Below are 14,108 nucleotides of genomic sequence, written 5' to 3'. Positions count from 1 at the left end.
CGGGTGCTGCTCGTCTGCGGGGTGGTGCTCACCGTCGTGGCGCTGGGCTTCGGCGAGCATGACATGGCCTGGGTCGGACTGCTGCTGGTCCTCATTCCGGTGCTCGCGCTGGTGCTGGTCACCGCCACCGGGCTGCGAATGAGCTGCACCCGCACGGTGCGGCCCTCGCGCTGCACGCTGGGCGACCGGATGCAGGTCTCGACCAGCCTCGAGCGCACCGGTGGGCTCCCGATCGGAATCCTGCGTTTCGAGGAGACGGTGCCCAGGGCCCTGGGCCCGCGGCCGAGGTTCGCGGTGCACAGCCTGTCGGGTCGGTGGCGCCGCACCATCGGCTACACCCTGGAAGGCCGGGCCCGCGGCCGTTACCGGATCGGACCGATGCTGGTGCGGGCCTGCGACCCCTTCGGCACCGCGGTCTCCGACCACCAGTTCAGCACCACCACCGATGTCATGGTGACCCCGCACAGCTGGCCGCTGGCCGGCTTCAACCGGGCTTCCGGCGCGGGCCAGAGCGGTGAGACGACGCCCCAGCAGATCGGCTCCCAGGGCCAGGACGACATTCTCATCCGGGAGTACCGCCACGGCGACGACCTGAGTCGGGTGCACTGGCGCTCCACCGCCCACCAGGGCGACCTGATGGTCCGCCGCGAGGAGCAGGCCAGCGACCCTGCGATCACGGTGCTGCTGGACTCACGCGCCGGACGGCATGCCGGGCTGGGCCCCGCCAGCTCCTTCGAGTGGGCCGTCTCGGCAGCCGCCTCGGTGTGCGCCCACATGCTCCACAGTGGCTACCGGGTGCGGATGGCCGATGCCACCGGAATGACCATGAGTTCGCTGGATGTCGACACCACGGTGGCCCTGGAGAGGTCGATCCAGATCCTCACCGACCAGCGGATGGGTGATCAGCAGGATCTGGCCGACGCCGCCCGGGCCTGCTCCAGCGCCCAGGGTGCTGAGACCGTGGTGGCCATCCTCGGTCGCCTCACCGATGCCGATGTGCTGGCTCTGGATGCCACCCGGATCGGCCGCCCGGAGTCCCTGGCCCTGGTGCTGGACACCGACTCCTTCACAGCCCGCCGGTTCCGCGGCACTCCCGAGCAGGCCGACCAGCACGACCGGGCCGTGGAACACCTGCACGCCCACGGCTGGCGCGTCGTCACGGTGCGCGGTGGCGACTCGGTGCCATCGGCCTGGCAGCGTTTCAACCGGATCGGAGCGAGGCGATGAGCACCACCACCCGAGCTCCTCTGGCCATGGGTGTCGCGGTGGCCGTTGCGGTGATCCTGGCCACCCTGAGCCTCAGCCCGCTGACCGCCGACCGCAGTTACTGGCTGATCACCACTTTGGTCATTCTCGTCATCGAGGGCCTGTCGGTGGGTGGGCGACGGTTGCGGCTGGCGCCCTGGGTGATCCATCTCGTCCAGCTGCTGGTGATGCTGGCCGTCGGTCTGGGAGTGGGCCTGTCGGCGGCGCGCAGCCTCGGCCTGGACGGCTCGTGGGCCTCTCAGTTGTGGCAGCTCATCCTGGACTCCTCGGTGGTGGTGCAGACCCAGCCGGCTCCGCTGCCGGTGCACGCCGGAGTGCGCTGGCTCACCGTGATGCTGATCGGTGTGGTGACCATCCTGGCCGACATCCTGGCACTGAGCCTGGAGAGTCCGGTGTGGGTGATCGCCCCATTGCTGACCATCTATGTCATCCCGGCACTGGCCGCCGAGCGCAGCACCCCGTGGTGGAGTTTCGCGCTGATCGGCGTCGGTTACCTGGTGGTGCTGGTCACCGAGCAGTGGGTCAACAGTCGGCGTTGGACCCGCAATCTGGCCGCCGACACCGGCAGCAGTCGCGGCCCCGGCGACGCCTCGGGGGCGCTGGCCGGGCTGGGTGCGGCGCTGGCGGTGCCGATCGTGGTACTGGCCCTGCTGCTGGGCAGTGCCCTGCCGGGGTTCGGCAGCCTGTCCATCGACTCGGCACGCCCCCGCGGCTCCGGGCCGATGCAGCTCACCGATCCGACCATCGATCTGCAGCAGAGCCTGGCCGACCAGTCGGACGCCGTGCTGCTCACCTACCGCACCAGCAGCCGGACCGGGGACTACCTGAGACTGGCCTCACTGACCCGGGTCGACTCCTCCGGCTGGCACCTGGCCGCCACCAACCTCACCACCAGTGCCCCCACCGCGGTTCCCGGACTGTACAACTCCAGCGTGACCCGCACCGTGCAGATCAACATCCGCGACTTCGGGTCCGAGTTCCTGCCGGCCCCCTACGCCCCGGTGTCCACCACCGCCGGCGGGCAGTGGTCCTGGGACCCGCAGAACCTCACCATCATCAGCACCGCCGATGATCGCGATGACGCCACCCGGAATCTGTCCTACTCAGTGACCTCGCAGCTGCCCGATCCCGATGTGGACACCTTCGGGGCGTCGGCCGCCGGTGTCCCGGCCGACAAGACCACCACCACGGTCCCCGACGATGTGCCCCAGACGATCATCAATCTCGCCCACCAGATCACCGCCTCGGCCACCACACCGACCCAACGGGCGACCGCCATCCAGGACTACCTGCGCGACCCGCGCCGGTTCACCTACAGCACCACGGCACCCCCCGGTGACGGATTCGAGGTGCTGACGAACTTCCTCACCCGTAACCGCTCGGGCTACTGCATCCACTTCGCCGCGGCGATGGCCCTGATGGCCCGGATCGAGGGGATTCCCTCGCGGGTCTCGATCGGATTCCTGCCCGGGACTGAGCAGAACGGCGTCTGGCAGGTGCGCGGGACCAATATGCACGCCTGGCCGGAGCTGTACTTCCAGGGGTACGGCTGGGTGCGCTACGAACCCACCGCGGCAGTCGCGGAGTCCCCGGCGTGGAGCGTGGAGAACCCGAACTCGCAGCAGCAGACCACCGCCTCGGCCAGCGCATCGGCCGAGCCCAGCGTCGAACCCTCGGCCTCGGCGGCCCCCTCGACCAGCCGACCCAGCACCAACTCCTCGGTGTCGGCGGAGCCGGCCTCGCCGGCCGCCGGCAACCCCTTCCCTTGGCGCACCGTGCTGACCTGGGCGGGCATCGCCGTGCTCATCGTCGCGGTGATCTGCACGCCGATGCTGGTGAGGCTGGCTCGACGGCGGAGTCGACTCCGGGCCACCGACCCATCGGTGCTGGTCGCCGGGAGCTGGCGCGAGATCCACGACTCCTGGACCGACCATGGCCTGAGGTGGCCCGGCGGTAGCCCACGAGGTCAGTTCGAGGCGGCTGGGCAAGAGCTTCCCGACGACGCGAGAGCAGCTCTGCGGAGGCTCTCGATGGCCGAGGAGAGGGCCCGATATGCCCGCACCCTCGGTGAGGTCGGGGACGTCGTCGGTGACGTCGAGACGATCAGGGCGGCGCTGGCAGGTCAGGACACCCCTCGGCCCGACTGGTTGGCCACCTGGTTGCCGGCCTCACTGTGGCGCTCGTGAGGGATCACCGCTCGCAGGCTATGCCGTCCTTGTCGGCGTCCAGCCTCTTGTTGTACTTCATCGCCTGGCTGTAGAGCGCGTCGGAGCGCTTGAAGCTGGTGACAGGACGCTTCTTCGTCCTGCCCTGCACCCTGTCCCTGGCCTTCGCCTTGCCGACGCCGTGCGGGTACTTCTTGTTGACCGCGCTGCAGTTCTTGGTCCAGGAGGGAGCCTTGGCGGCCGCCGAGGCCGAGGTGGTGGAGATACCGGTGAAGGCGCCGATCAGCACCGCAGCCATCAGGACCGATGTCATGGTGCGGCCGCTACCGGCCGGGGAGGATGTCATGGCCGAAAGCTATCGCATCCTCGCCGTCGAGGAGGCTCGGATCAGCTCTGGCCGTCGCTGCGGCGACGCCAGCGCTCCTCCATCCGCTGGCTGAAGCTGCGCCCGGTGCCCGCCGGATGTGCGCGGTGCCTGCCGGGATCATCGGGCTTGACCGTTCCGCGGTGCTGCAGCCCGCTCATCAGGGCGACCGCACTGACCAGCATCACGACGAAGCCCAGAATGCTCACGACGATGTTGATGACCGCACCGAGCTCCATCCCGACCAGCAGCAGGACGAGCCCCGCGACGATGCCGAGAACCGACCAGATCGTCCGCACGGTCGGCCGGCGCCGACTCCCGCCGGCCTTGTTCGGCCGCGGTGCGTTCCGGGAGAAGGTGCGTGCGAAACCAGGATCCTCGGCTGACAGTGACTCCTCGAGTTCCGCGAGTCGCCGCTGCTCCTCTGCTGAGAGTGGCACGTCGCACCTCCTTCATCAGTCTGTCCCGGGCCACCATCGCGAAGCCAGGGTTGACGGACGTTGTCGTATGGGCCAAGTGTAGGTCGGTCAAGGTCCGCGACGAAACGGATCAGGCTCCCCGGGGAGACCCCGTCCGGCAGGCTCGGCGTCATTGCCGTCAACAGCTGTTCCCATCATAAACCAGAACCGGGATGACGGCTGGCCAACAGTGCCATACTTCCTCGTGAAACCCGCCTTGAGCCAGAGGGGCCCAGCCATGACCGATGAGAACTGTCAGCACTCACCGCTGGAGCCGGTGCACGAGGAGCTCGGGGCCACCTTCACCGACTTCGCAGGCTGGCGGATGCCGGTGCGCTACAGCTCGGAGCTCGACGAGCACCGGGCGGTGCGCAGCACTGCCGGGATCTTCGATCTGTCGCACATGGGAGAGATCCGGATTCGCGGGCCGCAGGCCGGTGCCGCCCTGGATCATGCGCTGTCGGGACGGTTCTCGGTGCTTCCATCGGGACGCGCCAGGTACACCCTGCTGCTCAATCGGGACGGCGGAATCATCGACGACCTGGTCGTCTACCACCTGCCGGGCGGGGATTTCCTGGCGGTGGTCAACGCCGCCAACACAGCGGTCGATCTGGCCGAGCTGACCGCACGGGCCCAGGGGTTCGACGCGGAGGTGATCGACGAGTCCGCACAGACCGCGCTCATCGCGGTCCAGGGCCCCGACGCGGCTGCCGTCGTCACAGCGACCCTGACTGCCGCCGACCTCGGCGCCGATGAGATCTCCTCGCTGGGCTACTACCGGTGCTGCAGCGGGACCTTCGAGGGGGAGCCGATCGGTGTCGCCCGGACCGGTTACACCGGGGAGGACGGCTTCGAGCTCTACATCCCTGCCAGCTCGGCGGCACGGCTGTGGCGGGCGCTGCGCCTGACCAGCGCCGTCCGGTTGACCCCCTGCGGGCTGGCCTGCCGTGACACCCTGCGGTTGGAGGCCGGGATGCCCCTCTACGGCCATGAGCTGACGGCCTCCACCAAGCCCTCCCAGGCGGGTCTGGGCCGCGTCGTCTCCTTCGCCGCAGCCGATGACTTCGTCGGGCGGGCCGCCCTGGAGGGTCGCGACGGTTCTGCCGATCCGGTGCTGGTCGGGCTGGCCGGCGAGGGGCGCCGCGCCGCCAGGGCCGGATACCGGGTGCTCGACGCCTCCGGGGTCCCGGTCGGCCAGATCACCTCGGGGGCGCTCTCCCCCACCCTCGGCCACCCGGTGGCGATGGCCTATCTCCAACCCGGATCGGCCGAACCCGGCACCCGGCTGGGCGTCGACGTCCGGGGCACCACCCTGCCGTTCACCGTCGTGACACTGCCCTTCTACGCTCGATCCTGAGCTCCGTCAGCAAGCTCCCACCCCTCAACCACGTCAGGAGACGCACCATGATCGTCGAGGACCTTCTCTACACCGCCGAGCACGAGTGGCTCGCCACCGATGACGCAGGAGTCGCCACGGTGGGAATCACCGACTTCGCCACCCAGGAACTGGGCGATGTCGTCTTCGTCCAACTGCCCGAGGTGGGATCGGAGCTGGCGGCCGGCGGTGTCGCCGGCGAGGTCGAGTCGACCAAGTCGGTCTCTGATCTGTTCTGCCCGGTGAGCGGCACGGTGACCGAGATCAATGAGGCGCTGGAGGACTCCCCGGAGCTGGTCAACACCGACCCCTTCGGCCAGGGATGGCTGTTCAGGATCAAGCCGGCACAGGATCCGACCGGTCTGCTCAGCCGCCAGCAGTACCTGGCTCTCATCGAGGACTGAACACCTCGACCGACGACCACCCGCCACCGCACCCTCCCGAAAGGATGTCCATGCCCAGCATCCGCCCGTCGGATCAGACCGGGACCTTCGCCGCCCGCCATCTGGGAACCGTCGACCAGGGCCGGGCCCGAATGCTCGCCAGCCTGGGAGCCGAGAGCCTCGATGAGCTGATCCGGCTGGCCGCCCCGGCCGACATCCTCACCAGGGTCCAGGTCCCGGATCTTCCACCGGCCGCCGATGAGGCGGCCGTCCGCCGGGAGCTGGCCGAGATCGCCGGCCGCAACCGGGTCAGCCATGCCCTGATCGGGCAGGGGTTCCACGGCACCCTCACCCCCGCGGTGATCCGGCGCAATGTCTTCGAGAACCCGTCCTGGTACACCGCCTACACCCCCTATCAACCGGAGATCTCCCAGGGCCGGTTGGAGGCACTGATCACCTTCCAGCAGATGGTGGAGGATCTCACCGGACTGCCGGTGGCCAACTCATCCCTGCTGGACGAGGCGAGCGCGGCCGCCGAGGGGATGCTGCTGGCGCGCCGGGCCTCACGGTCCAAGACCTCCCGGTTCCTCATCGCAAGGGCGGTGCTGCCCCAGGTCCGGGCTGTGGTGGCGGGCCGGGCCGAGGCCCTGGGGGTCGAGCTGGTGGAGGTCGACCCGATCGACCCGCAGTCATGGCGTCCGGCGGTCGAGGCCGGCTGTTTCGGCCTCTTGGTCGGGTACCCGGATGCCGAGGGGCGGGTCTGGGACCCCAGCGAGGTGTTCGCAGCCGTCCACGAGGTCGGCGGGATCGCGGTGGCGGACTGCGACATCCTGGCGCTGGCACTGCTCACGGCCCCAGCCGAGCTGGGGGCCGACGTCGCCGTCGGGTCGACCCAGCGGTTCGGCGTCCCGATGGGATACGGCGGCCCGCACGCCGGGTACATGTCGGTGCGCAAGGGCCTGGAGCGCCAGATCCCCGGCCGACTGGTCGGGATGTCGAGGGACGCCGACGGTGTGCCGGCCTACCGGCTGGCCCTGCAGACCCGCGAGCAGCACATCCGACGGGAGAGGGCGACCTCGAATATCTGCACCGCCCAGGTGCTGCTGGCGGTGATGGCGGCGATGTACGCCGTCTGGCACGGACCAGACGGGATCCGCCGGATCGCGGCCCGGGTGCACGACCAGACGGTGTCGCTGGCCGAGTCGCTGGCGGCGGTCGGCCTCGAGATGGCATCCGCGCCGTTCTTCGACACCCTGAGGATCCAGCTGCCCGGGCGTGCCCAGCAGGTCTGGGAGCGCGCCCGCCAGGCCGGTTACACGCTGGCCCTGCTGGACGCCGACACCCTCGGCTTGAGCCTGGACGAGACGGTCACCGATGCCGACGTCAGTCGGCTGGTCGAGCTGCTCGGCGGGCAGCAGGTGGAGTCCGGGGCCGGAGCGGACGCCGGCTGGGAGTGGCCGGCCGGGCTGATCCGCAGCAGCGGGTATCTCAGCCATCCGGTCTTCAACAGCTACCGCTCGGAGACCTCCTTCATGCGCTATCTCAACCGGCTGGCCACTCGTGACTACGGCCTGGACCGGGGCATGATCCCGCTGGGGTCGTGCACCATGAAGCTCAACGCGGCCGCCGAGATGGAGGCGGTGAGCTGGCCGGAGTTCGCCGATCTGCACCCCTTCGCTCCCGCCGAGGACGCCGCCGGAACGCTGTCGTTGATCCGCGACCTGGAGACCTGGCTGGCCGAGCTGACCGGATACGACACCGTCAGCCTGCAACCCAATGCCGGTTCCCAGGGGGAGTACGCCGGGCTGGCGGCGATCCGCGGCTACCACCACGACCGCGGTGAGGACCAGCGTCGGATCTGCCTGGTGCCGTCGTCTGCGCACGGCACCAATGCCGCCTCGGCGGCCCTGGCGGGACTGAAGGTCGTGGTGGTGGCCTCCGACGACCAGGGCAATATCGACCTGTCGGATCTGGCGGCCAGGATCGCCGCCAGCAGCGGGCAGCTGGCGGCTATCATGCTGACCTACCCCTCGACCCACGGGGTCTACGAGACGCAGGTGCGCCGGGTCTGTCGGATGGTCCATGACGCCGGCGGTCAGGTCTACATCGACGGGGCCAATCTCAACGCCCTGGTGGGGGTCGCCCGACCTGGCGAGATCGGTGGCGACATCTCCCACCTGAATCTGCACAAGACCTTCGCGATCCCGCACGGTGGTGGCGGTCCCGGGGTGGGGCCGGTGGCGGCCAAGGCGCATCTGGCGCGTTATCTTCCCGGCCACCCGCAGAGCCCGGTGGCCGAGCACCAGGTTCCCGGTGGTGGATCGGTGAGGCACTGCGGTGCTCCGGTGGCCGCAGCCCCCTTCGGTTCGGCCTCGGTACTGCCGATCTCCTGGGCCTACATCCGGATGATGGGCCTGGCGGGGCTGCGGGAGGCGACCGGACAGGCTGTGCTCAACGCCAACTACCTGGCCAGACGCCTGCAGGCCACCATCCCGGTGCTCTACACCGGTGCGAACGGGCTGGTCGCTCACGAGTGCGTGCTGGATCTGCGGCCGCTCAGTCATGAGACCGGGATCAGCGTGGACGATGTCGCCAAGAGACTCATCGACTACGGCTTCCACGCCCCGACGATGTCCTTCCCGGTGGCCGGGACCCTGATGGTGGAGCCGACCGAGTCGGAGGATCTGGCAGAGCTGGACCGGTTCGCCGACGCCATGCTGGCGATCGTCGCGGAGGCCCGCAGGGTCGCCGCCGGGGACTGGCCGGCCGACGACAATCCGCTGGTCAACGCTCCCCATCCGGCCTACCGGCTGGTGGCCGAGCGCTGGCAGCACTCGTACTCCCGCCGACTTGCCGGCTATCCGGCGACCGAGACCTCCGGTGCTGCGGCCACCGACCACCAGATGAACCCGGTGACCCGGATCCAGGCGAAGTACTGGCCGCCGGTGGGGCGGATCGACAACGCCTTCGGGGACCGTCACCTGGTGTGCTCCTGCCCTCCCCCGGAGGCCTTCGAGGAGAGCTGAGTGAGCTTCAGCGGCAGCGGCTCGGCCGGGCTGAGCGCCGGGTCATCGGTCGGCATCGAGCGGACCCGGCCGATCGGGGATCCCCGGTACTCGAAGCGGACCGTCACCACCCCGTGGCCCGAACCCCACACCCAGCCGCGTCCCCACCGGGAGTGCTCGACGTCGGCTCCTGGGCGCCACCGGCGTTCACCGGTCCGGTCGTCCATCGAGCTTCGCCGGCCGAAGGGCCCCTCGGCGGGCCCGCCGAGGACCTGGATCCCGGCGTCCTGCACCACCGGGGATCCCTGCCCATCTGTCACCAGCATCCCCTCCTCGTCGACCGCGAAGAGTTCCTCCTGGGCCGCGGTGGTGAAGTTCGCCAGTCCTAACCCGAGCAGCCGGACCCCCTCGCGCAGGTCGAGGCAGTCCAACAGCTGATGGGCCATCCGGCGCACCCGCTCCACCGAGTCGGTGGCACCGGTCGAGGTCACCGACCGCGACCAGATGGTGAAGTCGGCCATCTTGGCCTTGAGGGTCACGGTCCGGGCGAAATGTCCCGAGCGTCGCAGCCGGGCACACACCAGCTCGACGTCGCGGTCGATCACCTCGGCGCACTCGGCCCGATCGGTGAGGTCGTGCTCGAAGGTGTCCTCCACCGAGATCGACTTGGCCTGCCTGGCCGAGACCACCGGCCGGTCGTCCTGGGCTCTCGACAGGTCGGCCAGGCTGCTCCCCCAGGCCTGGCCCAGCTCACGCACCAGCTCCTGACGGGAGGCCCGACGGATGTCGATGACCCTTCTCATCCCCAGCTTGTCCAGCCGTGCAGCGGCGACCGGGCCGACTCCCGGGATCGCCCGCACCGGCAGCGGGCCGATCACATCGGCCTCCGAGCCGGGGGCCACCAGGACCACCTGGTCCTGGTGGCCCCGTCCGGGCTTGGCCATCTCGGAGGCGACCTTGGCCATGAACTTGCTCGAGCCGATTCCCACCGAGCAGCTGAGCCCCTCGGTGCGCTCGGCGATCTCGGCGCGCAGATCGCGTGCCAGGGCGGTGAGCCGAGCAGGATCGGCGACGTCGACCGAGGCGCATTCCAGGTCGACGAAGGCCTCGTCGAGGCTGAGCGGCTCGACCAGTCCGGAGATCTCGTGCAGTGCCGCCATCACCACCCGGCTGGACTCCCGGTAGGCGTCGAAACGGCCTGACAGGAAGGCGGCGTGGGGGGCCAGCTGACGGGCCTGGGCACTCGACATCGCCGAGTGCACCCCCAGCGCCCGCGCCTGGTAGGAGGCGGTGGAGACCACCCCGCGCCCGCCGGTGCCCCCCACGATCACCGCCTTGGTGGCCAGCGAGGGCTTGTCGCGCTGCTCCACCGAGGCGAAGAAGGCGTCCATGTCCAGGTGCAGCACCGAGGCCCGGGCCCTCATTCCTCAGCCCTCGCCGGTGCTCTCGGAGGGGCCAGCGACCGGCAGGTACGCCACGAAGTCGAAGCCCTGGCGAGGTTCCCGGGAGACCTCCCGCCAGCGCTCGGGGGAGATCTCGGGGAACCGGGCCGCACCCGCGGGGCGCAGATGGACCTCGGTGATGTCCAGCCCGGTGCACAGCTCCAGGGCCTGGGCGTAGATCTGCGCACCGCCGGCGATGAAGCAGATCTGCTCACCGGCCCGTCGCGCCATCCCGATGGCCTGGGGCACCGAGTGGGCGACCTCCACCCCTTCGGCCGACCAGGACCGGTCACGAGTGCACACGATGAGGCTGCGTCCCGGAAGCCTCCCGATCTGCTCGAAGGTCCTCCTCCCGAACACCAGGGTGTGGCCCATCGTGACCGCCTTGAACCGGCGGAAGTCCTCGGGAAGGTGCCACAGCATGTCCTGGCCCGACCCGATCGTGCGGTCCTCGGCCACCGCGGCGATGGCGATCACCTGCATTGCTGCCCCATTCGTCCTCACACCGCGATCGGGGCCTTGATGGCCGGATAGGGGTGGTAGTCCGCCACCGCGATGTCGGACAGCTCGACGGAGTCGATGGAGCCGATGTCGGGGTTCAGCACCAGCCTGGGCAGCGGCCGGGGAGTCCGCGACAGCTGCTCGTGCACCTGATCGAGATGGTTGAGGTAGATGTGCGCATCGCCCAGGGTGTGGACGAACTCCAGCGGTCTCAGCCCGGTGAGCTGGGCCACCAGATGGGTGAGCAGGGCGTAGGAGGCGATATTGAAGGGCACCCCCAGGAAGGTGTCGCCGCTGCGCTGGTAGAGCTGGCAGGACAGCCATTCCGGCTGCCCGGACTCCCCGGCGGTGACGTAGAACTGGAACATCGTGTGGCAGGGTGGCAGGGCCATCTGGTCGACCTCGGCCGGGTTCCAGGCGCTGACGATGTGACGCCGGGACCACGGGTTGGTCCGGATCTGCTCGATGACCCTGGCGATCTGGTCGATGGTGCCACCCTCGGGATCGGGCCAGGAGCGCCACTGGTGGCCGTAGATCGGCCCCAGGTCGCCCTTCTCATCGGCCCACTCGTCCCAGATGTGGATGTTGTTGTCGTGCAACCAGCCGATATTGGTGTCCCCGCGCAGGAACCACAGCAGCTCCCCGAAGACCGCCCGGGTGTAGATCCTCTTGGTGGTCACCAGGGGGAACCCCGCCCGCAGGTCGAAGCGCATCTGGTGGCCGAAGACGCTCAACGTGCCGGTGCCGGTGCGGTCCTGTCGCCGGGCCCCCTCATCGAGGATCCGGCGCAGCAGGTCCAGGTACTGCTGCATCTCAGCCCTCCTCCGCCTCGGCCCGGTCCCTGGCCTCCAGGTGACCGAGGATGGCCGGCACGATGGCCCGCACCGCCTTGCCGCGATGGCTGATGGCGTCCTTGGCCGCCGAACTCATCTCGGCGCTGGTGAGATCGCCGTCCTGCTCGCCGGGGACGAACATCGGGTCATAGCCGAACCCGTTGTCGCCACGGGCCTGGTGGATGATGTGGCCCTCCATGGTGGCGGTCTCGGTGATCTCGGTGCCATCGGAATCCACGAAGGCCATCGCGCAGACGAACCGGGCGGTGCTGCGCTCCTCCGACAGGTCGAAGGTCTGGTCCAGCAGCAGCTGCAGGTTGGCGGCGTCGGTGGCCGCCGGGCCAGACCAGCGGGCCGAACGGATGCCGGGCATCTTGTTGAGGGCGTCGACCTGGATCCCGGAGTCGTCGGCCAGGGCCGGCAGGCCGGTGCGCGCCGCGGCGGTGCGGGCCTTGATGAGAGCGTTCTCGACGAAGCTGCTGCCGGTCTCGGCCGGCGGCGGGTAGACCGCCACATCGGCCAGGGCCAGCACCTGCACATCGGAACCGGCCGCCTGGAAGGTGCGCCTCAGCTCGACGAGTTTGGCCTTGTTGTGGGAGGCCAGCACCACCTGGTCGCTGTGACGGGTGCTCACAGCTGGACCCCCAGCGCCTCCTGCTGAGCGGCCTTGAGCTCGGCGCATCCCTTGGTGCCCAGATCCAGCAGATCGCCGAGAAGCGCCCGATTGAAGGGCTGACCCTCGGCGGTGCCCTGGACCTCGATGAAGTCTCCCGAGCCCGACATCACGATGTTCATGTCGGTGTCGGCCCTGGAGTCCTCCTCGTAGGCCAGGTCCAGCATCGGGACCCCGCCGACCAGTCCGGCGCTGATCGCCTGCACCGAACCGGTGAGCGGCTCACCGGCCAGCGAGCCCCGCTCGCGGAGCCAGGCCACCGCATCCCACAGCGCCACGAAGGCGCCGGTGATCGACGCCGTGCGGGTGCCGCCGTCGGCCTGCAGGACGTCGCAGTCCAGCACGATGGTGTTCTCCCCCAGCGCCCGGTAGTCGACGACGGCCCTCAGCGACCGCCCGACCAGCCGGGAGATCTCATGGGTGCGCCCACCGATCCGGCCCTTGCGGGACTCCCGCTGGCTGCGGGTGTCGGTGGCCCGGGGCAGCATCTCGTACTCGGCGGTGACCCAGCCCAGACCCGATCCCTGGCGCCAGCGGGGCACCCCCTCGGTGACCGAGGCATTGCACAGCACGGTGGTGCGCCCGAAGCTCACCAGCACCGACCCCTCGGCCTGGGAGAGCCAGGAACGCTTGATGGTGACCGGGCGCAGCTGGTCCAGCTCACGACCGTCGACACGGGACTTGGATGAAGAATCACTCACCCGGCCAAGGTTAGCGGCAGTCACCGACAGTTCCGGAGGCCGACGACTCGTCGCGGACGAAGGCCCGGTCGCCCAGCGACGAGGGCGTCTCGTCGATCCCCACCCGGTGCACATCACGGACGAAACCCTGCATCAGCCGGCGCCCCAGCCGTTCGAACCGGTCGGCATTGCCGGTGGTGAGGAAGTACCGGCTGGAATCGCGCGGGCCGGTGTGCAGGATGCCCTTGCGGGTGAGCACCGCATAGGAGGCCCGGGCGCACTCCTCCGAGGAGGAGACCAGGGTCACCTGGTCTCCCAGGGTCATCGAGATCAGCCCGGCGAGCAGTGGGTAATGGGTGCAGCCCAGGATCACGGTGTCACAACCGGCTCGACGGATCGGTTCCAGATACTGCCGGGCCGCGGCCTCGAGTTCGGGGCCGCCGGTGATCCCGCGCTCCACGAAGTCGACGAAACGGGGACATGCCCGGGTGGTGAGCTGGACTCCTGGGACAGCGGCCAGGGCGTCCTCGTAGGACCGCGAGCGGGCGGTGGCCTCGGTGCAGATCACCCCGATCCGGCCGTTGCGGGTGGCCAGCGAGGCGCGCCGGGCGGCCGGCATGATGACGTCGATGACCGGCACCTGATACCGCTCCCGGGCATCCCGAAGGACTGCCGAGGAGGCGGTGTTGCAGGCGATCAGCAGGGCCTTGACGCCGTGGGACTCGAGCCGGTCGAGGCACTGCAGGGCGTACTCGCGCACCTCGGCGATGTGCTTCTCGCCGTAGGGGGCCCGGGCGGTGTCACCCAGATAGATGATGTCCTCGTTGGGCATCAGGTCGACCACCGCATGGGCCACCGTGAGTCCGCCGAAACCGGAGTCGAAGATCCCGATCGGCGCGTCGACGGGATCGTCCTCGCCGTCGATCGGTCCACTGCTCACGGTCGGCCAGCCTACGACGATCG

13 protein-coding genes are annotated in these 14,108 nt (G+C 69.6%); 5 read left to right on the top strand and 8 right to left on the bottom strand.

The window, feature by feature from the left end; translation table 11 throughout:
- Positions 1-3: 3 nt before the first annotated feature.
- Both G554_RS16085 and G554_RS0111410 read left to right on the top strand, forming a co-directional pair.
- A complete protein-coding gene (locus G554_RS16085) occupies positions 4-1,227 on the top strand; it encodes a DUF58 domain-containing protein (protein ID WP_161626495.1) in 1,224 nt (407 codons plus the stop codon).
- The gene (locus tag G554_RS0111410) at positions 1,224-3,452 is read left to right on the top strand and encodes a transglutaminase TgpA family protein (protein ID WP_051232962.1); all 2,229 of its coding nucleotides are present in this window, start codon (positions 1,224-1,226) and stop codon (positions 3,450-3,452) included. Before G554_RS16085 ends, G554_RS0111410 begins: the two co-directional genes overlap by 4 nt.
- A gap of 4 nt (positions 3,453-3,456) precedes the next feature.
- On the opposite strand, the gene G554_RS0111405 is transcribed toward G554_RS0111410, so the two are convergent.
- A complete protein-coding gene (locus G554_RS0111405; protein WP_211220468.1) occupies positions 3,457-3,777 on the bottom strand; it encodes an excalibur calcium-binding domain-containing protein in 321 nt (106 codons plus the stop codon).
- Positions 3,778-3,818: 41 nt separating this feature from the next.
- Complete coding sequence (locus G554_RS0111400) at positions 3,819-4,235, bottom strand: DUF3040 domain-containing protein (protein ID WP_027587989.1); 417 nt, start codon at positions 4,233-4,235, stop codon at positions 3,819-3,821.
- A gap of 256 nt (positions 4,236-4,491) precedes the next feature.
- Here G554_RS0111400 and gcvT point away from each other — a divergent pair, with 256 nt between their 5' ends.
- Genes gcvT through gcvP form a run of 3 tightly spaced genes read left to right on the top strand, consistent with a single transcriptional unit; the run spans position 4,492 to position 9,037 of the window.
- On the top strand, positions 4,492-5,610 hold the full coding sequence (gcvT, locus tag G554_RS0111395) for a glycine cleavage system aminomethyltransferase GcvT (protein WP_027587988.1): 1,119 nt from the start codon (positions 4,492-4,494) through the stop codon (positions 5,608-5,610).
- A 47-nt stretch (positions 5,611-5,657) separates the two neighbouring features.
- Entirely contained in the window at positions 5,658-6,032 is a 375-nt protein-coding gene (gene gcvH, locus G554_RS0111390; protein WP_027587987.1) for a glycine cleavage system protein GcvH, read from the top strand.
- Between the two features lie 44 nt (positions 6,033-6,076).
- Positions 6,077-9,037 carry an aminomethyl-transferring glycine dehydrogenase gene (gene gcvP, locus G554_RS0111385; RefSeq protein WP_051232961.1) on the top strand — a complete coding sequence of 987 codons (2,961 nt, stop codon included), beginning with the start codon at positions 6,077-6,079 and terminating at the stop codon, positions 9,035-9,037.
- Here gcvP and G554_RS16080 read toward each other — a convergent pair.
- Genes G554_RS16080 through murI form a run of 6 tightly spaced genes read right to left on the bottom strand, consistent with a single transcriptional unit; the run spans position 8,989 to position 14,070 of the window.
- The gene (locus G554_RS16080; RefSeq protein WP_051232960.1) at positions 8,989-10,440 is read right to left on the bottom strand and encodes a DNA polymerase IV; all 1,452 of its coding nucleotides are present in this window, start codon (positions 10,438-10,440) and stop codon (positions 8,989-8,991) included. The two genes, gcvP and G554_RS16080, sit on opposite strands and share 49 nt — an antisense overlap.
- Positions 10,441-10,443: 3 nt before the next feature.
- Positions 10,444-10,941: a dihydrofolate reductase gene (locus G554_RS16075; RefSeq protein ID WP_036925409.1), complete on the bottom strand. Its 498-nt coding sequence runs from the start codon at positions 10,939-10,941 to the stop codon at positions 10,444-10,446.
- Between the two features lie 17 nt (positions 10,942-10,958).
- Complete coding sequence (locus G554_RS0111370) at positions 10,959-11,771, bottom strand: thymidylate synthase (protein ID WP_027587985.1); 813 nt, start codon at positions 11,769-11,771, stop codon at positions 10,959-10,961.
- 1 nt (position 11,772) lies between these two features.
- The gene (gene rdgB, locus G554_RS0111365) at positions 11,773-12,399 is read right to left on the bottom strand and encodes an RdgB/HAM1 family non-canonical purine NTP pyrophosphatase (protein ID WP_027587984.1); all 627 of its coding nucleotides are present in this window, start codon (positions 12,397-12,399) and stop codon (positions 11,773-11,775) included.
- 23 nt (positions 12,400-12,422) lie between these two features.
- Positions 12,423-13,196 (bottom strand): ribonuclease PH, encoded by a 774-nt coding sequence (gene rph, locus G554_RS0111360; protein ID WP_027587983.1) that lies wholly within the window; start codon positions 13,194-13,196, stop codon positions 12,423-12,425.
- Entirely contained in the window at positions 13,177-14,070 is an 894-nt protein-coding gene (gene murI / locus G554_RS16070) for a glutamate racemase (RefSeq protein ID WP_051233016.1), read from the bottom strand. Before murI ends, rph begins: the two co-directional genes overlap by 20 nt.
- Between the last annotated feature and the right edge of the window lie 38 nt (positions 14,071-14,108).

This window comes from Acidipropionibacterium thoenii DSM 20276 (assembly GCF_000423445.1).
In the GTDB taxonomy this organism is placed as follows: domain Bacteria; phylum Actinomycetota; class Actinomycetes; order Propionibacteriales; family Propionibacteriaceae; genus Acidipropionibacterium; species Acidipropionibacterium thoenii.
The sequence above is the reverse complement of the archived record's forward strand: the minus strand, read 5'-3'. Positions and strand labels throughout refer to the sequence as shown.

Coding starts and splice junctions, on each gene's coding strand:
- gcvP (WP_051232961.1), top strand. CDS start 6,077: ATGTCCATGCCCAGCATCCGCCCGTCGGATCAGACCGGGACCTTCGCC.
- gcvH (WP_027587987.1), top strand. CDS start 5,658: ATGATCGTCGAGGACCTTCTCTACACCGCCGAGCACGAGTGGCTCGCC.
- G554_RS0111410 (WP_051232962.1), top strand. CDS start 1,224: ATGAGCACCACCACCCGAGCTCCTCTGGCCATGGGTGTCGCGGTGGCC.
- G554_RS0111370 (WP_027587985.1), bottom strand. CDS start 11,771: ATGCAGCAGTACCTGGACCTGCTGCGCCGGATCCTCGATGAGGGGGCC.
- G554_RS16080 (WP_051232960.1), bottom strand. CDS start 10,440: ATGAGGGCCCGGGCCTCGGTGCTGCACCTGGACATGGACGCCTTCTTC.
- G554_RS0111405 (WP_211220468.1), bottom strand. CDS start 3,777: ATGACATCCTCCCCGGCCGGTAGCGGCCGCACCATGACATCGGTCCTG.
- G554_RS16075 (WP_036925409.1), bottom strand. CDS start 10,941: ATGCAGGTGATCGCCATCGCCGCGGTGGCCGAGGACCGCACGATCGGG.
- gcvT (WP_027587988.1), top strand. CDS start 4,492: ATGACCGATGAGAACTGTCAGCACTCACCGCTGGAGCCGGTGCACGAG.